At 71.3% G+C, this 16,578-nt stretch carries 13 protein-coding genes; 4 read left to right on the plus strand and 9 right to left on the minus strand.

All coding sequences use genetic code 11. The annotated features are described in order from the left end of the window. Positions 1-771: 771 nt before the first annotated feature. Positions 772-1,917, plus strand: a complete 1,146-nt coding sequence (locus SCMU_RS12675; RefSeq protein WP_229229494.1) for a hypothetical protein — start codon at positions 772-774, stop codon at positions 1,915-1,917. 4 nt (positions 1,918-1,921) lie between these two features. Here the strand turns inward: SCMU_RS12675 and SCMU_RS12680 are convergent, their stop codons facing one another. The 3 genes from SCMU_RS12680 to SCMU_RS12690 are packed head-to-tail and all read right to left on the minus strand — an operon-like array spanning position 1,922 to position 4,445. Then, the gene (locus tag SCMU_RS12680; protein ID WP_229229495.1) at positions 1,922-2,350 is read right to left on the minus strand and encodes an HIT family protein; all 429 of its coding nucleotides are present in this window, start codon (positions 2,348-2,350) and stop codon (positions 1,922-1,924) included. Then, the gene (locus SCMU_RS12685; RefSeq protein ID WP_443020145.1) at positions 2,347-3,528 is read right to left on the minus strand and encodes an NAD(P)-dependent alcohol dehydrogenase; all 1,182 of its coding nucleotides are present in this window, start codon (positions 3,526-3,528) and stop codon (positions 2,347-2,349) included. The genes SCMU_RS12680 and SCMU_RS12685 overlap by 4 nt, the downstream gene beginning before the upstream one ends. 35 nt (positions 3,529-3,563) lie before the next feature. Then, a complete protein-coding gene (locus tag SCMU_RS12690) occupies positions 3,564-4,445 on the minus strand; it encodes a sulfurtransferase (RefSeq protein ID WP_229229496.1) in 882 nt (293 codons plus the stop codon). A gap of 31 nt (positions 4,446-4,476) precedes the next feature. Between SCMU_RS12690 and SCMU_RS12695 the strand changes: the two genes are divergently transcribed. Further along, positions 4,477-5,592 (plus strand): PLP-dependent cysteine synthase family protein, encoded by a 1,116-nt coding sequence (locus SCMU_RS12695; RefSeq protein ID WP_229229497.1) that lies wholly within the window; start codon positions 4,477-4,479, stop codon positions 5,590-5,592. Positions 5,593-5,603: 11 nt separating this feature from the next. Here SCMU_RS12695 and SCMU_RS12700 read toward each other — a convergent pair whose 3' ends face one another. Then, positions 5,604-6,287, minus strand: coding sequence for an MBL fold metallo-hydrolase (locus SCMU_RS12700; protein WP_229229498.1), 684 nt, complete (start codon positions 6,285-6,287; stop codon positions 5,604-5,606). A gap of 64 nt (positions 6,288-6,351) precedes the next feature. Here SCMU_RS12700 and SCMU_RS12705 point away from each other — a divergent pair, with 64 nt between their 5' ends. Next, positions 6,352-6,789 carry a Fur family transcriptional regulator gene (locus SCMU_RS12705; RefSeq protein WP_229229499.1) on the plus strand — a complete coding sequence of 146 codons (438 nt, stop codon included), beginning with the start codon at positions 6,352-6,354 and terminating at the stop codon, positions 6,787-6,789. A 27-nt stretch (positions 6,790-6,816) separates the two neighbouring features. Here the strand turns inward: SCMU_RS12705 and SCMU_RS12710 are convergent, their stop codons facing one another. The 5 genes from SCMU_RS12710 to SCMU_RS12730 all read right to left on the minus strand — a co-directional run bounded on the left by SCMU_RS12710 (position 6,817) and on the right by SCMU_RS12730 (position 12,142). Then, on the minus strand, positions 6,817-7,728 hold the full coding sequence (locus SCMU_RS12710) for a metal ABC transporter permease (protein WP_229229500.1): 912 nt from the start codon (positions 7,726-7,728) through the stop codon (positions 6,817-6,819). After that, positions 7,725-8,591: a metal ABC transporter ATP-binding protein gene (locus SCMU_RS12715; RefSeq protein ID WP_229229501.1), complete on the minus strand. Its 867-nt coding sequence runs from the start codon at positions 8,589-8,591 to the stop codon at positions 7,725-7,727. Before SCMU_RS12715 ends, SCMU_RS12710 begins: the two co-directional genes overlap by 4 nt. Before the next feature lie 59 nt (positions 8,592-8,650). Next, positions 8,651-9,610, minus strand: coding sequence for a metal ABC transporter solute-binding protein, Zn/Mn family (locus SCMU_RS12720; protein ID WP_229229502.1), 960 nt, complete (start codon positions 9,608-9,610; stop codon positions 8,651-8,653). A 112-nt stretch (positions 9,611-9,722) separates the two neighbouring features. Then, complete coding sequence (locus SCMU_RS12725) at positions 9,723-10,775, minus strand: hemolysin family protein (RefSeq protein ID WP_229229503.1); 1,053 nt, start codon at positions 10,773-10,775, stop codon at positions 9,723-9,725. Further along, positions 10,775-12,142 (minus strand): hemolysin family protein, encoded by a 1,368-nt coding sequence (locus tag SCMU_RS12730; protein ID WP_229229504.1) that lies wholly within the window; start codon positions 12,140-12,142, stop codon positions 10,775-10,777. The genes SCMU_RS12725 and SCMU_RS12730 overlap by 1 nt, the downstream gene beginning before the upstream one ends. 454 nt (positions 12,143-12,596) lie before the next feature. Here SCMU_RS12730 and SCMU_RS12735 point away from each other — a divergent pair, with 454 nt between their 5' ends. Continuing rightward, positions 12,597-16,424 carry a multifunctional oxoglutarate decarboxylase/oxoglutarate dehydrogenase thiamine pyrophosphate-binding subunit/dihydrolipoyllysine-residue succinyltransferase subunit gene (locus SCMU_RS12735; protein WP_229229505.1) on the plus strand — a complete coding sequence of 1,276 codons (3,828 nt, stop codon included), beginning with the start codon at positions 12,597-12,599 and terminating at the stop codon, positions 16,422-16,424. The last annotated feature ends 154 nt before the right edge of the window (positions 16,425-16,578 follow it).

Raw genomic sequence — 16,578 nt, forward strand, 5'->3', positions numbered from 1 at the left:
CAGCGGCTCCTCCCCCAATGCCGGCGGTGTGGACGCGCCCGCACCGACGGCCGTCGCCGGGACCGGCCCCACCGTGCTGCCCCCGTTCGGGCCCGCGGTCGGGGCGGCGAGCGCCCAGCCGGGGATCCCGGCCCTCCCTACCGAGCCGGTCGTCTTCCTCCCCCCTGGGCCAGCGTCCCCGGCGGATCCACCCGTGGGGGCCTCGTACGAGAGCATCTCCCGTCTGGCGTGCAGCGACGCGGCCTCGCTCGCCCCCGGTACAGGGAACGAGCCCCTGTGGACCGCGGTCGGGGCCGCCTGCACCGCCCTCGCCACGGGATCGCCCGCGCAGTGGGCCCGCGCCGAGGCGCTCGTCTCGGCGCTCGCCCCCGTCCCCGCCGCGCGCTGCCTCGAGGCTGCGGCCGTGGCCGGCGCCGAGCGGGTCCTCGACTTCCACGCGGCCAACCCCGGCGTGCCGGTCCGGCTCGCGAGCGGGACCGGGGAGGCCTGCCCGCGTCGGCTCACCGGCGCCACGGTGCTCGACGACTCGGGTGCCCCTGCCGGACCCTCGAGCGTCCGCGTCTCCGGCCCGGTCACCGGCGGAACGGTCCTGCGGCTCGACGGCTTCACGGGCGCGGTCTCCGGCGTGCTCGTCAACGGCCTGCCGGACGCGGGAAACGCGATCGGGGTCAACGGAGCCAACTCCTTCGATCCCGTCACGCTCGTGATGCCGCCGGCGAGCGCCCCCGGAACGGTCCGGCTCTCGCTGTCCGGCCCGCTGCCGATCGCCGGATGGGTCGACTTCACGTACACCGCGGGCGGATCGGGCTCGCCAACCGCGTCCGCGAGCTCGCAGCGCACGACGCCGGCCACGTCGCCGTCCACGGCAGCGTCGCCGTCGCGCGCCCCCTCGCCACCCGACCCGGGGGCGCCGCCGGCGACCGCGCCACCCGGCGGCGGGCCGTGAGCGGCGGTCCCGCGGCGGGCTCCGCCTCTGGCCCGGACGGTCACCCGGGGGCAGCCGCCGACCCCAAGCCGGCGGGCACCGAGCCTTCCCCGGATGACCGCGACGAGGCCCCCACCGCCTCGGACGCCTGGCGGCACGGCCTCGAGCTCGTCGGTGCCTTCGGGCCGCCCCTGACCCTCGCGACTGCGCTGCTCGTGTACTTCGGGTGGGCCCGGACGGACGCGCAGGCCCGTTCGATGGGGCTCGACGCGAGCCTCTTCGGCTACTCGGTGCAGGACCTGGTCCTCAGGAGCATCCCGTCGCTGTACCTGCCCCTGGTGGGGCTGCTGACCCTCGGGGTGGCGTGGCTCGCGGCGGACCGTTGGGCCCGCCGGCGCCTCGACGATCCTCGGGTGCGGCGCGCCGCGCTCGTCGTCCTGCCGGTCGGCCTGGTCCTCGCGGTGGCCCTCTGGCTCGTCATCATGGTCCAGCCCAGCCTGTCAGTGCTCTACGTGCCGTACGCGCTGGCCGGTGCGGTCCTGATGGCTTCGTGGGGCCTCTCGCTGCGACGCGGCATCAGACCGAGGCAGGCCCGACCGGCGGGCCCACAGCGGTGGGATGGGCGCGCCGTCGAGCGCATCCTCGTGTTCACACTCGTGGCCCTGCTGCTGTTCTGGGGCACATCGGACTACGCGCAGGCCGTGGGGCGCGGGCTCGCCGTGTCCATCGAGCAGCGGGTGGGCTCCCTGCCCATCGCCACCGTCTACTCCGCGAAGCGCCTGGGCCTCACGGCCGCGGGCGTGACCGAGCAGTCGATGGGCACCGCAGAGTCCCCCCTGTTCCGGTACGTCGGCCTGAGGCTCCTCGTGGTCAGCGGCGGGCGCATCTTCCTGCTCCACGACGGCTGGACACTGCAGCACGGGCGCGTCATCGTCCTGCCGGACGATCCGAACGTGCGCATCGAGTACGGCACGGCGCCGACCGTGCCGTGAGGCGTCAGGCCTCGGGGACGTTCGCCCCGTGCCCGGCGACCCGGAGCGCCTCGCGGATCTTCTCCGCGGCGGCGTCCATAACGGCGGGGTCGGGGTTCTGCTGGGCGCGCTTGAAGTCGAACTCGGACTCTCCGCGCGAGGGCCACACGTGCAGGTGCAGGTGGTTGATCTCGAACCCGGCGATGATCATGCCGGCGCGTGGAGCGTCGAACGCGTCCATCTGCGCCTGACCGATGGTCTGCGCGACGAGCGTGACCTTGGACAGCAGCTCGGGCGAGGCGTCGGTCCACCTGTCGACCTCCTCGCGTGGCACCACGAGCGTGTGCCCATCGGCGAGGGGGCCGATGCTCAGGAACGCGACCACGTCGTCGTCCTTCCACACGAAGCGGCCGGGCAGTTCGCCCTCGATGATGCGCGTGAACAGCGTGCTCATTGCTCTCCTGTCTCCTGTTCCCCGGTGCGGGCGAGGCTTGCCGCGTCCAGCACGAAGCGGTACTTCACGTCCGAGGCGACCATCCGGTCGAACGCCTCGTTGAGGCCGGCGGCGTCGACCATCTCGATCTCCGGCGCCACGCCGTGCTCGGCGCAGAAGTCGAGCACCTCCTGAGTCTCGGCGATCCCGCCGATGAGCGAGCCGGTGTAGGTGAGCCGTTTGCGGATGAGCGTGCCCGGCCGGACCGGGGGCATGTCCCCCGAGGGCAGGCTCAGGGCCACGAGGGCGCCGTCGAGCCGCAGGGTGCGCAGGTACGTGTTGGGGTCATGGGGGGCGGACACGGTGTCGAGCACGACGTCGAGCGTCCCCTCAGCTGCCTCGAGCTGGGCCGCGTCGCCGGTCACCACCACGCGGTGGGCGCCGAGGTGCGCCGCGTCGTCGGCCTTGGACGCCGTGCGGGTGAAGACCGTGACGTCCGCGCCCATGGCCGCGGCGAGCTTCACCGCCATGTGGCCCAAGCCGCCCAGGCCCACAACGCCGACCCTCTTGCCCGGACCCACGCCGAACCGGCGCAGCGGCGAGTACGTGGTGATCCCGGCACAGAGGATGGGGGCCGCGGCCGCGGCGTCGAGCGCCTCGGGGATCCTGAGCACGTAGCCCTCGTTGACCACAATGCGCTGCGAGTACCCGCCCTGGGTGACCTCGCCGCCGTTGCGCGGATCGGCCACGCCGTAGGTGCCCACGTTCCCGCGCTCGCAGAACTGCTCGAGGCCGGCGCTGCAGTTCGCGCACTCCCGACACGAGTCGACCATGCACCCGACGCCGACCCGGTCGCCGACGGCGAATCCCATCACGTGGGCGCCCACGCGCCTCACCCGGCCCACGATCTCGTGGCCGGGGACCAGCGGCCAGGGCTTCTCGCCCCACTCGCCGCGGGTCGCGTGGACGTCTGAGTGGCACAGGCCGCAGAACTCGATCTCGATCTCGACGTCGTCGGCCTTCGGCTCGCGCCGCGTGATCGTCAGCGGGACGAGGCCGCTCGCAGCCGAGGTCGCGCCGAACGCACGGACGGCGGTCAGCGGCCCCGCGCCCCCGGGCCCCTCGGGCACGGCGACGTCCTGCGGAAGGCTCCGGCGGACCTTGTCGGCGCCGGGCATGACGGGGCGTCCTGGGTTCATGCTCCGACGCTATCGCATCCCGATCGCATCCCGCGCTATTCCATCTCGCCGATGGAGACCGGCCGGGATGGGTCGCGGGACCACTGTGAGAACGAGCCGGGGTACAGCGCCGCGTCGATGCCCGCGATGGCGAGGGCCGCGACGTCGTGCGCCGCGGTGACGCCCGAGCCGCAGTAGACCGCGACGGGCCGGCCCGGGACAGCACCGAGCGCCGCGAAGCGCTCGCGGAGCGCCGCCGCGGGAAGGAACGTGCCGTCGGGCGCGAGGTTCCCCGCCGTCGGCGCGCTCGCGGCGCCGGGGATGTGGCCTGCGCGGGGATCGACCGGTTCCACCTCGCCTCGATAGCGCTCTCCCGCCCGCGCATCGAGCAGTACCCCGCCGGCATCCCCGCGGGCGAACGAGGCCGCCGCGTCGGCGTCAATCCTCGGCATCCGGCCCACGCCGAGTGTCACGGTGCCGGGCGCGGGCGCGGCGGTCCCGGCCTCGAGCCGGCCCCCCGCCCGGGTCCAGGCCGAGAGGCCGCCGTCGAGGAGGCGCACCGAGGTCAAACCGGCGTCACGCAGCATCCACCACGCGCGCGCCGCGGCCTGACCGGACGTTGCGTCGTACACGACCACCGCGTCGCCGTCGTTGATGCCCCAGCGGCGGGCCGCGGCCTCGAAGGCCTCCCTCGTCGGCAGCGGGTGGCGCCCGCCGGCGGCCTCCTCCGCGCTGCCGGGGGCGACGGGGACCGCGAGCTCGGTCTCGAGGTCCGCGAACACCGCGCCGGGAATGTGGCCGGCCTCGTACTCGCTCCGCCCGTCGGGCCCGCCGAGGGCCCACCGGACGTCGAGCAGCACCGTGCGCCCGGCGACACCGCCGGCGTCGAGTCGGGCGGCGAGCTCCGCGGCGGAGATCAGGACCTGGTATGCGCTCATGGCCACACCCTAGCCCGCGTAGGCTGTCCGGATGGACCCCCATTCGGCCCGGCAGCACAGACCGAACCACGCCCCGTCGGCCCGTCGCGGAGAACGCGCATGGGCGGAGACGGCGATCCGGCGGATCGAGGCGGACTCGCACCGCAGCGCCGACACCCATGTGCACCGCGTCCCGCTCCCCCGCGCGTGGGGCGTGGATGTCTACCTCAAGGACGAGTCGACGCACCGCACCGGGAGCCTCAAGCACCGGCTGGCCCGGTCCCTGTTCCTCTTCGCGCTCGTCAACGGCTGGATCCGCGAGGGGACCACCGTGGTCGAGGCCTCGAGCGGCAGCACGGCCGTCTCCGAGGCGTACTTCGCCCGGCTCATCGGGGTGCCCTTCACGGCCGTCATGACCAAGGGCACGAGCCGCGAGAAGATCGCCCTCATCGAGCAGTACGGGGGCACCTGCCACTTCGTGGAGCAGGCCGGGGAGGTCTACGCGGAGGCCGGCCGGCTCGCCCAGGAGTGCGGCGGCCACTACCTCGACCAGTTCACCTACGCCGAGCGGGCCACGGACTGGCGGGGGAACAACAACATCGCCGAGACGATCTTCGACCAGCTCGCGCTCGAGGCCCACCCGGTGCCCCGGTGGATCGTGGTGGGCGCCGGCACGGGCGGCACGAGCACGACGATCGGCCGCTACGTGCGGTACCGGACGCTCCCCACCGAGCTGGCCGTGGTGGACCCGGAGAACTCCGCCTTCTACCCGAGCTGGGAGTCGGGCTCGCCCGCAGAGGGCGGCGCCTCCCGCATCGAGGGGATCGGGCGGCCCCGCCTCGAGCCGAGCTTCAACCCGGGGATCGTGGACCGGATGTTCCGCGTGCCCGACGCCGCGTCCGTCGCCGCGATGCGGGACCTCGCCGAGCGCTTCGGCTTCGACGCCGGACCGTCGACCGGAACGAACCTGTGGGCCGTGTGGCAGCTCGTGGCCGAGATGGTCGCGGTCGGCGAGCGCGGCAGCATCGTGACACTCATGTGCGACGGCGGCGCGCGCTACCGCCGCTCGTACGGCGACGGCGCCTGGCTCACGGCCCACGGCCTCGACCCCGCTCCGCACCAGGCCGTGCTCGAGGACTTCTTCGCGACGGGCCGCTGGCGGGCCTGACGCCCCGAGCGTCAGAGCTCGACCGACTCCCCCGGCTCGAGGTGCGCGAACGAGGTCCCGTACAGCGCCGAGATCCGCTCCGCGTGCTTCTCGACGAGACCCGTCCCCCGCTCGTTGAGGAGCGCATTGTGGATCGGGTACGCGCGGCGGGCCCGGACCGCGATGAGGAAGTCGAGCACCTCGCCCACCTTGCTCCACGGGGCATGGATCGGCACAAGCAGTGTCGAGACGTCCGTCCCGTGCGGAACCGTGAACGAGTCGCCGGGGTGGAACAGCTCCCCGTCCACGAGGTAGCCGATGTTCGCCACGACGGGGATGCTCGCGTGGATGAGGGCGTGCTGGCTGCCGAACGTCTGGATCCGGAACCCTGCGGCCTCGAATTCGGTGTCCAGCTCGGCGGCATGGATGCGGTCCGCGCACGACGGCGCCGCCTCCTTCAGCTGTTCCGCCACCTTCGCGGGGGCCCATCCCTGGAGCCCCGGGTCCGCCACGAGGACGGCCGCGACGCGCGGGACATCGACGTGGTCCGGGTGCTCGTGCGTGACGAGGAACGCCTCGGCCCCGGCCAGTGCCTCCTCCACCTCGGAGAAGTTGCCGGGGTCGATGACGAGGACCCGCTGGCCGCTTCCCCGCGCCTCTGCCGTGCCCGGCTTCTCGAGCCGGACGCACGCGTGGGTGAACTTGGTCATACGCATTGCGCCAGTCTAGAACCGTTCTTGGTAGGCTTGAAGATCCGATCGGTGTGTGCAGGAGGAGTCGGTGGTCGAGAATTCGCGCGAGAAGCCGCGCGAGCAGCGCGTCACGAAGCAGCGCCTCGCCGTCTCCGCGGCGCTGGACCGGATCGAGGACTTCGTCAGCACCCAGGAGCTTCATCGCATGCTCCACGACGAGGGCGCGTCGGTCTCGCTCGCCACGACGTACCGCATCCTGCAGTCCCTGGCGGACGACGGGCTCGTGGACGTGCTGCGCAGCGACGACGGCGAGGCCGTGTACCGGCGGTGCGAGGCGACAGGGCACCACCACCATCTCGTGTGCAGGCGCTGTGGGAAGGCCGTGGACATCGAGGCCCCGTCCGTGGAGACGTGGGCGAGCAGGGTGGCCCGCGAGCACGGCTACACCGCCGTGGAGCACACGGTAGAGATCTTCGGCCTCTGCCCCGAGTGCACCCTCATCGCCGCACGCGCGGCCTCTGCGTAGGCCCCGCGCGGGGCGACGCGGCGAGCCTCAGGCGGAGACCGGCGTCGTGCGCCGGGCCGGCTCCCCGGCGGGCCGGGCGACGCGCCCGCTGCGGCCCATGCGGTGCCGGACCCAGCCGATCACCGCGCAGACGACGTAGAAGAGGAACGAGAGCGTTGTGATGTAGGGGCTGATCGGCAGGCTGCCGCCCAGGGCGAGCAGGATTCCGCCCACGGTCGCCATGACCGCGAACGCCACGCTCAGGATCAGCACGAGCCTCGGCGACGACGTCACCTTCAGCGCTGCCGCCGCCGGCGTGATGAGGAGGGCGAGGACCAGGAGCGCGCCCACCACCTGGATCGAGAGCGCCACGCTGACACCGAGCACCACCATGAACACAAGCGAGAGGAACCGCACCGGGACGCCCCGTGCGAACGCCATGTCGGGGTCGACGCTCGCGAACGTGAGCGGCCGCCACACGGCGACCAGCACCGCGATCACGATCACCGCGGCGATCGCGAGCGTCTGCAGCTGGACGGTGTCCACGGCGACGATCTGCCCGGTGAGCAGGCCGAACTTGTTCGCGGCCCGGCCCTGGTACAGCGCCAGGAACAGAATGCCCAGCCCGAGCCCGAACGGCATGAGGACGCCGATCACCGAGTTCTTCTCGCGGGCGCGCCCGCCCATGAGGCCGATCACGAGGGCCGCCACGATGGATGCCGCGAGCGAGCCGGCGATGATGTCGGCGCCGATGAGCAGCGCGAACGCCGCACCCGCGAAGGAGAGCTCCGAGATCCCGTGGACGGCGAACGCGAGGTCCCGCTTCATCACGAACGTCCCGACGACCCCGCCGAGAAGCCCGAGGATGGCCCCGGCCCACACCGAGTTGACGACGAGGGCGAAGATCTCGCCGTAGTTCTCGAACGAGAACACCGTGCCCCAGAGGTCCGCGAGGTTCATGCCGGCTGCTCCTGGTCGCGGTGCTCGGGTGCGTGCGCGTGGGTCGTGGCGTCGGGCAGGCCCACGACGACGAGGCGTCCGTTCACGCGGGAGACCTCGACACGGCTGCCGTAGAGCTCGGAGAGGACGTCCGTGGTCATGACCTCGTCGACGGTGCCGATCCGGAACCTGCCGTCCGCGATGTAGAGGACGCGGTCGAGGTAGTCCAGGACCGGGTTGATCTCGTGGGTGACGAAGACGACGGCGGCACCGTCGCGCCGCTGGGCGTCGATGAGCCGGCTGACGGCCTGCTGGTGATGGAGGTCGAGCGATAGCAGCGGCTCGTCGCACAGCAGCACACGCGGCTGGCCGGCGATGGCCTGGGCCACCCTGAGCCGCTGCTGCTCTCCCCCGGACAGCAGCCCCACGGGGACCTTGGCGTAGTCGGTGGCGCCGACCTTCGCGAGCAGCTCGTCGACGCGGCGCTCGACCGCGCGGTGGCGCAGGCGTATCCCCCACCGATGGCCGTCCACGCCGAGCGACACGAGGTCCCGGGCACGCAGCGGGGTGGAGGGCGGGAACATCTTCTGCTGCGGGATGTAGCCGACCTCGTTGCCGCGCCTGCCCGGCGGGCGTCCCGCGATCTCGGCGGTGCCGGACGTGAGCGGCACGACGCCGAGGAGCGCCTTGAGGAACGTCGTCTTGCCGCTGCCGTTGGGGCCCAGGACGGCGAAGAACTCGCCGGGGCGGATGTCGAGGTCGAGCCCGGACCACAGGGTCCTCTCGCCGAATGCCAAGGAGGCGTTCCGCAGCCGGACGACGGCGGGCGCCTCCTGGGCGTGTGGCGCACCGCCCGCCGAATGCGGTTCCGCTGCGGGTGTCATGGTGGCCAATTCTAGGTGCCCAGCCTGAGAATGATCATCGATCACGACAGGGTGCCTGCTCACGGCAAGGCTTTGGCGAGTGCGTCCACATTCGCCTGCATCCAGGCCAGGTAGTCGGTGCCGGGAGGGACAGTCTCGGTGAACTCGGCGACTGGGACACCCGCCGACTCGGCTGCCTTGCGGAGCTGCTCGGTCTGGGCGCCCTGGGTCTGCGGGTTGTACGCCAAGAGGGCCACGGTCTTGGAGGTGACAAGGTCCAGGGTCTCCTTGAAGACCGCCGGCGGCACGTCTTGCCCCTCCTCGATCGCGGAGGTGAAGGCCGCGGGGGTGGCGTTCGTGAGGCCAGCGGCCTCGAGGAGGTAGAGCGGGACGGGCTCCGTCACCGCAGCCTTCTTGCCGGCGGCGCGGCCCTTGAGGGCCGCGACCTTGTCCTCGAGCGCCGTGAGCCTGGCCTCGACGTCCTTGGCGTTGGCGTCGTACGCGGCCTTGCCTCCCGGGTCGAGCGCACCGAGGCGATCGGCGATCGTGGCGGTGACCTTCTCCATCGCCGCAAGGTCATACCAGACGTGCTCGTTGTAGGCTGAGTGACCGCCAGACGGGGTGCCGGCGGGCTCGAGGCCCGCGACCTGCACGGCCGTGATGATCGCACTGTCGCCCAGCCTGCTCTCGCCAGCGAGCGTGCTCAGGAACGGATCGTAGCCGCCGCCGTTCTCGATCACGAGCTTTGCCTTGGACACCGCGAGCCGGTCCTGACTCGTGGCCTCGTAGGAATGGGGGTCCTGGCTGGTCTTGCTGACGATGGACGTCACCGAGACCCGATCGCCGCCCACCGCCTTGGCCAGGTCACCGTAGACGTTCGTCGAAGCCACGACGGCGACCGTGCCGGCCGCGGCCGTACCGGATCCCGCGGTGCCGGGCGATCCGGAGGCGCAGGCGGCGAGGCCCAGGGAGGCCGCCACGGCAAGAACGCCCAGGACGCCCACGCGGGCCCCTGCGGCGGGAACAGTGAAGGAACGCACGGGAGTCCTCAGTTCTACGTCAGCGTCGGTTGCGCGAGTGGATGAGAACCACTCGCAATACAGCAACTGTAGCGCCTCTTGCGAACAATTCCCATTTAGGCGGGCCTTACGTTCAGGACCGTCGGAACCCCTGGCTCTGCGTCGCGTCGCGGATCTCGCCCACGAGCTGCTCGATCACGTCCTCGAGGAACAGGACGCCGCGAGTCGCCCCCTCCGGCCCGATCACCCGGGCAAGGTGGAAGCCGGACTTCTGCATCGTCGCGAGGGCGTCCTCGATCTCCTCGTCGAGCGAGAGGTTCGCGAGCGAGCGCACGCGGCTCTCGCCGATCGGCTTGGCCCGGTGGTCAGGGGCGATCGCGAGGACGTCCTTGAGGTGGAGATAGCCCACGAGTTCTCCCTCGTCATCGACCATCGGGAAACGCGAGTAGCCCGTGCGGGAGACTGCCTTCTCGAACTCGGCAGGCGTGGCCGTGGTCGGCAGCGCCACGAGCTCCTCGACCGGCACCATGATCGACTCGGCGGTCCGGTCCGAGAACTCGAGCGCGCCGGAGAGGAGGCCCGACTCGTCATCGACGAGCCCTCTGCGCGTCGACTCCTGGACGATGGACTGGACCTCCTCGAGGGTGAAGCTCGAGGTCACCTCGTCCTTCGGCTCGACCCGCATGAGGTGAAGCACCAGATTCGCGGAGCCGTTGAGGAAGTAGATGATCGGCTTCACGAGCCGCGCCATGCCGAGCAGCACGGGCGCAAGGAGGATGGCGGCGCGGTCCGCCGCGGAGACCGAGATGTTCTTGGGGACCATCTCGCCGAGCGTGACGTGCAGGAACGTCACGGCAGCCAGGGCCACGACGAAGCCCACGGACGCGGCGAGCTCCGCGGGCAGGCCGAGCGCATGCAGCGGATCACCGATGAGGTGGTGGATCGCGGGCTCGGCCACCTGGAGGATCAGGAGCGAGCACACGGTGATGCCGAGCTGCGCTGCGGCCAGCATGAGCGAGACGTTCTCCATGGCGTGCAGGGTGGTCTTCGCGCGGCCCGACCCCGCGTCTGCGAGAGGCTCGATCTGGCTGCGCCGCGCACTCATGATCGCGAACTCGGCGGCGACGAAGAAGGCGTTGCCGATCAGCAGCACTACGAGCCACAGGATTCCGGCCCAGTCACCCATCAGGCGGCCCTCCCGCCGTCGTGGCCGCCGCGGACCGTCTCCGACGCACCGCTTCCGGCCTCGGCCGCAGCGCCGCCCGACGTGGGCGGGGTGAACCGCAGCCGGTCAACGCGCCGTCCCTCCATCCGGACGACGGTCAGGGTGCCGCCGCCGATCTCGAGGGAGTCGCCGGCCAGGGCCACCCGGCCGAGGGCACTCATGACATATCCGCCCACGGTCTCATAGGCCGGGCTGTCCGCGATGCCGAGGCCGGGCACCTGCTCGGACACCTCGTCGGGGCGCATGAGGCCGGAGAAGTACCAGTCGCCGGCCGAGCTCTGCAGGACGCCGGGAGCGCGCCGGTCGTGCTCGTCCGCGACCTCCCCGACAATCTCCTCGACGAGGTCCTCGAGCGTGACGATGCCCGCGGTGCCGCCGTACTCGTCCAGGACGACCGCGAGCTGGAGGTTGCCGCCCCGCAGCTGGGAGATGAGGTTGTCGAGATGGATCGTCTCGGGGACCTGGAGGATCTCAGTCATGATGGCTCCGGCCGGGACCGCGGACCTCTTCTTGGCGGGCACAGCGACAGCCTTCTTCACGTGCACGACCCCGCGCACGTCGTCGGGCGACTCGCCGATCACGGGGAAGCGTGAGTGCCCCGTCTCGCGGGCCGCCGCGATGACGGCATCCACGGGCCCGTCGACGTCGACCGTCGTGACGCGGATGCGCGGCGTCATGACGTCCGCGGCGGTGCGCTCGGAGAAGCGCAGGGTGCGCGAGACGAAGCGCGCGGTCCCCTCGTCGAGGGTGCCCATCTCGGCCGAGCGGCGCACAAGGGAGGATAGCTCGGCGGGCGAGCGCGCGCCGGAGATCTCCTCCTTGGCCTGGATGCCCATGAGCCCGAGGATGCGGTTGGCGAACCCGTTGAAGAGGAGCACTGCCGGCTTGAACACCGCCGTGAAGACGAGTTGGGGGCGGGCGACGGCGCGTCCCACCGCGAGCGCACGGGCGATCGCGAGGTTCTTGGGGACGAGCTCGCCGAGCAGCATCGAGAGCAGCGTCGCGAGGATCATCGCGATCGTGAGCGAGATCGCGGCGGCTCCGGGAACCCCGATGGCCGCAAGTGGGGCCTCGAGGAGCCTGCCGACCGACGGCTCCATGACGAAGCCCGTCAGGAGCGTGGTCAGCGTGATGCCGAGCTGGCAGCTGGAGAGCTGTGTGGAGAGCGACTTGAGGCAGCGCAGGAGGGCGGCGGCGCCGGGCTCACCGGCATCCACGCTGCGCTGGACCGTCGCCTGATCCAGCGCGACGAGGGAGAACTCTACGGCCACGAAGAACCCGGTGCCGAGGATCAGGAGGAGGCCGACGGCCAGAAGGAGCCATTCCATGTCAGCGGGCCCCCTCGCCATGGCGAGGAAGACCGGCGCTGGGCGGCGGGGCCGGGCGCGTGGGCGTCAAGTGGGCAAGTACACGGTGTATGCCGGCTCTGTGGCCGCGGGCGCCGCTGCGGCCCCCACGACCAGGCCGGCATCTAGAGGTGCCGTCCATAGTCCTTCCAGACTATCAGGGGCCCACCGGCGGCCGGTCGGGCGGCCGGTCCGGCGGACTGTCTGAGCGCCCGCCTGGGGGACCGTGTGACAGTCGACTCACAATCACGCGAATCCGGCCGCTCTTTACTAGACTGTGCTGTTGAGTGTGGGCTCCTGAGGTGCCCACGGGCGGTCGGCGGGTACGGCCAGCGCCCAGGAGTTGCCCGGTGGAGCACGCGGGCATCACGTCTGGGAGCGAGTGCGGAACCGCTGACCTGCGGGCCTAAGTATCGATGGAAGAGGCGTATCTCCAGTGCCAGAACTGCCAACGCACCGCCTGCCCGAGGAATTCGGCGGCAACGAGTGGCTTGTGGACGAGCTCTACGAGCAGTACCAGCAGAACAAGAACTCAGTCGACGCCAAGTGGTGGCCGCTGTTCGAGTCCTTCGACTCGGACAGCGGCCACACGTCCAACGGCACGGCGAAGGGGCCGGCCGTCGACACGCTGACGCGGCAGATCCCCCGGGTCCAGGCCCCGGCAGCCCAGGCGCCGGCCGCTCCCGCGGCCGCCCCCGCTCCGGCTCCCGTGGCCGCTCCGGTTCCCGCTGCTGCTCCGGCACCCGCCGCCCCTGCTCCCAGCCCGGCACCCGCCGCATCGGCCCCCAAGAAGGGGGCGGCCGGCGTCGTGCGCGACGGCGCGAAGCCGTCCACGACCGGCCTCATCCCGGCGCAGCTGCCCAAGACCGCCAAGGACGAGACGACGGAGGAAGACGTCGTCTCGACGCTGCGCGGACCGGCCAAGGCGATCGCCACCAATATGGTCCAGAGCCTGTCGGTCCCGACGGCCACCACGGTGCGCGCCGTGCCCGCGAAGCTGCTCATGGACCAGCGCGTCGTGATCAACAACCACCTCACCCGTGTGCGCGGCGGCAAGGTCTCCTTCACGCACCTCATCGGGTTCGCCGTGATCCGGGCGCTCAAGCTCATGCCGTCGATGAACGTCTCCTACGACGAGGTGGACGGCAAGCCCGTCGCGATCCAGCACGCGCACGTCAACTTCGGCATCGCGATCGACCTGCCCAGGCCGGACGGCACCCGCCTGCTCGTGGTACCGAACATCAAGAAGGCCGAGACGCTGAACTTCTCGGACTTCTGGCACACGTACGAGGACCTGGTCAAGCGCGCCCGCGACGGCAAGCTCACCGCGGATGACTACGCAGGCACCACCGTGTCGCTGACCAATCCGGGCGGCATCGGCACCGTGCACTCGGTCCCCCGCCTCTCCAAGGGCCAGGCCGCGATCATCGGCGTGGGCGCCCTCGAGTACCCCGCGGAGTTCCAGGGCGCGTCCGAGAAGATCCTCGCCCTCCAGGCCGTCGGCAAGATCATCACGCTCACCTCGACCTACGACCACCGCGTCATCCAGGGCGCCGGCTCGGGCGAGTTCCTGCGGATCGTCCACCAGCTGCTCCTGGGCGAGCAGGGCTTCTACGACGAGATCTTCGAGTCCCTGCGCATCCCCTACGAGCCGGTGCGCTGGAGCCCGGACCTCCAGGTCAACCCTGAGGACGCCATCAACAAGGTGGCCCGGATCCAGCAGCTCATCCACGCGTTCCGTGTGCGCGGGCACCTCATGGCCGACACGAACCCGCTCGAGTACGTCCAGCGCCGTCACCCTGACCTCGATGTGCTCACCTACGGCCTCACCCTCTGGGACCTCGACCGCGAGTGGCCCACGGGCGGGTTCGGCGGCAAGCCGAAGATGAAGTTCCGCGACATCCTCGGCGTGCTCCGCGACGCGTACTGCCGCACGACCGGCATCGAGTACATGCACCTCCAGGAGCCCGCCGAGCGCAAGTGGTTCCAGGACGAGCTCGAGCACCCGTACAAGAAGCCGAGCCGCGAAGAGCAGCTGCGTATCGTGTCCCGGCTCAACGCGGCCGAGGCGTTCGAGACGTTCCTGCAGACCAAGTTCGTGGGCCAGAAGCGCTTCTCCCTCGAGGGCGGCGAGTCCCTCATCCCGCTCCTCGACGCGACGCTGTCCGAGGCCGCCGAGGATGGGCTCGACGAGGTCGGCATCGGCATGGCCCACCGCGGCCGCCTCAACGTCCTGACGAACATCGCCGGAAAGACGTACGCGCAGGTGTTCCGCGAGTTCGAGGGCACCCAGGATCCCAAGAGCGTGCAGGGCTCCGGCGACGTCAAGTACCACCTCGGCACCGAGGGCACCTTCACCGCGGAGAACGGCAAGCAGACCAAGGTCTACCTCGCCGCGAACCCGTCGCACCTCGAGGCGGTGGACTCGGTCCTCGAGGGTATCGTCCGCGCCAAGCAGGACCGGCTCGACCAGGGCGAGGCCTTCCCGGTGCTGCCGATCCTCGTGCACGGCGACGCCGCCTTCGCGGGCCAGGGCGTCGTGGCGGAGACGCTCAACCTCTCCCAGCTGCGCGGCTACCGCACGGGCGGCACGATCCACATCGTGGTGAACAACCAGGTGGGCTTCACGACGTCGCCGTCGGCCTCCCGCTCGTCGGTGTACTCGACGGACGTGGCCAAGATGGTCCAGGCGCCGATCTTCCACGTCAACGGGGACGACCCCGAGGCCGTGGTCCGCGTTGCCCAGATGGCGTACCGGTTCCGCCAGCGGTTCCACAAGGACGTCGTCGTCGACCTCGTCTGCTACCGCCGGCGCGGCCACAACGAGGGCGACGACCCGTCGATGACCCAGCCGATGATGTACAACCTCATCGAGGCGAAGCGCTCGGTCCGCAAGCTCTACACCGAGAGCCTGATCGGCCGCGGCGACATCACCCAGGACGAGGCGGAGCAGCTGCTGCGCGACTACCAGGAGCGCCTCGAGCGCGTCTTCGCCGAGACCCACGCGGCGCAGACCTCGCCGATCCCGATCATCACGGCGGATGCGAAGGCGGTGTCGGACCTCGAGCGCCCGCTCGCGCAGCAGCGCGACGACGCGGCGGGGATCCAGCGGCCCAGCGCGATCAGCGCCGAGCTGCTCGCCCGCATCGGCAAGGCCCACATCGACGTCCCCGAGGGCTTCACGGTCCACCCGAAGCTCAAGCAGCTCCTTGAGCGCCGCGAGACCATGTCCCGCGAGGGCGGCATCGACTGGGGCTTCGGCGAGATCGCTGCGCTCGGCTCGCTCATCTCCGAGGGCGTCCCGGTGCGCCTTGCAGGCCAGGACTCTCGCCGAGGTACGTTCGTGCAGCGCCACGCGGTGTTCCATGACCGGCAGAACGGCAACGAGTGGACGCCGCTCGCGAACCTCGCCGAGGGCGAGGGGAAGCTGTCGATCTACGACTCCTCGCTCTCCGAGTACGCCGCGCTCGGCTTCGAGTACGGCTACTCCGTCGAGCGGCCGGACGCCCTTGTGGCGTGGGAGGCCCAGTTCGGCGACTTCGTCAACGGCGCGCAGACCGTCATCGACGAGTTCATCTCCTCCGCCGAGCAGAAGTGGGGCCAGCGCAGCTCGCTCGTCATGCTCCTGCCGCACGGCTACGAGGGCCAGGGCCCGGACCACTCCTCCGCCCGCATCGAGCGGTTCCTGCAGCTGTGCGCCGAGGACAACATGATCGTGGCCCAGCCGAGCACGCCCGCATCGCACTTCCACCTGCTCCGGCGTCAGGCGTACAACCGCCCGCGCAAGCCGCTCATCGTCTTCACCCCGAAGCAGCTGCTGCGCCTCAAGGCGGCGGCCTCCGCCGTCACGGACTTCACCTCGGGCGCCTTCCGCCCGGTGATCGGCGAGCACGAGCAGCTCGATGCCAATGCGGTCACCCGCGTGGTCCTCGTCTCCGGACGCCTGTACTACGACCTGCTGTCCGCGCGCACCAAGGACAAGGACACGACGACCGCGATTGTGCGCGTCGAGCAGCTGTACCCGCTGCCCGAGGCCGAGATCAAGGCCGAGCTCGCCAAGTACCCGAACGCCGAGGTGGTCTGGGCACAGGACGAGCCCGCCAACCAGGGCCCGTGGCCGTACATGGCGGTCTCGCTCGCCCCGACGCTCGACAAGCGCCTGCAGCTCGTCTCGCGGGCGGCCTCGGCCGCCACGAGCGCCGGGTCGATGAAGCGCCACACGGCGGAGGAGAACGTCCTCGTCCACGAGGTGTTCGACCACTAGCGCGCCCGCGCACGGCGCAGCGCACGCCCTCGGCGGGGCGCACGACGGCGGCCGGTCCCCTTGCGGGGGCCGGCCGCGGTCGTCTGTGCCCGCCGCGGCAGCTGCGCCAGGGTGGCCTCCACCGTCGAGGGGGCGTGCTTCGCTAGACTCGGAA

Origin of the sequence: Sinomonas cyclohexanicum, assembly GCF_020886775.1 — a bacterium.
GTDB lineage: Bacteria > Actinomycetota > Actinomycetes > Actinomycetales > Micrococcaceae > Sinomonas > Sinomonas cyclohexanicum.

Coding starts and splice junctions, on each gene's coding strand:
- SCMU_RS12675 (WP_229229494.1), top strand. CDS start 772: ATGGGTCGACTTCACGTACACCGCGGGCGGATCGGGCTCGCCAACCGC.
- SCMU_RS12680 (WP_229229495.1), bottom strand. CDS start 2,350: ATGAGCACGCTGTTCACGCGCATCATCGAGGGCGAACTGCCCGGCCGC.
- SCMU_RS12685 (WP_443020145.1), bottom strand. CDS start 3,528: ATGAACCCAGGACGCCCCGTCATGCCCGGCGCCGACAAGGTCCGCCGG.
- SCMU_RS12690 (WP_229229496.1), bottom strand. CDS start 4,445: ATGAGCGCATACCAGGTCCTGATCTCCGCCGCGGAGCTCGCCGCCCGA.
- SCMU_RS12695 (WP_229229497.1), top strand. CDS start 4,477: ATGGACCCCCATTCGGCCCGGCAGCACAGACCGAACCACGCCCCGTCG.
- SCMU_RS12700 (WP_229229498.1), bottom strand. CDS start 6,287: ATGCGTATGACCAAGTTCACCCACGCGTGCGTCCGGCTCGAGAAGCCG.
- SCMU_RS12710 (WP_229229500.1), bottom strand. CDS start 7,728: ATGAACCTCGCGGACCTCTGGGGCACGGTGTTCTCGTTCGAGAACTAC.
- SCMU_RS12715 (WP_229229501.1), bottom strand. CDS start 8,591: ATGACACCCGCAGCGGAACCGCATTCGGCGGGCGGTGCGCCACACGCC.
- SCMU_RS12725 (WP_229229503.1), bottom strand. CDS start 10,775: ATGGGTGACTGGGCCGGAATCCTGTGGCTCGTAGTGCTGCTGATCGGC.
- SCMU_RS12730 (WP_229229504.1), bottom strand. CDS start 12,142: ATGGAATGGCTCCTTCTGGCCGTCGGCCTCCTCCTGATCCTCGGCACC.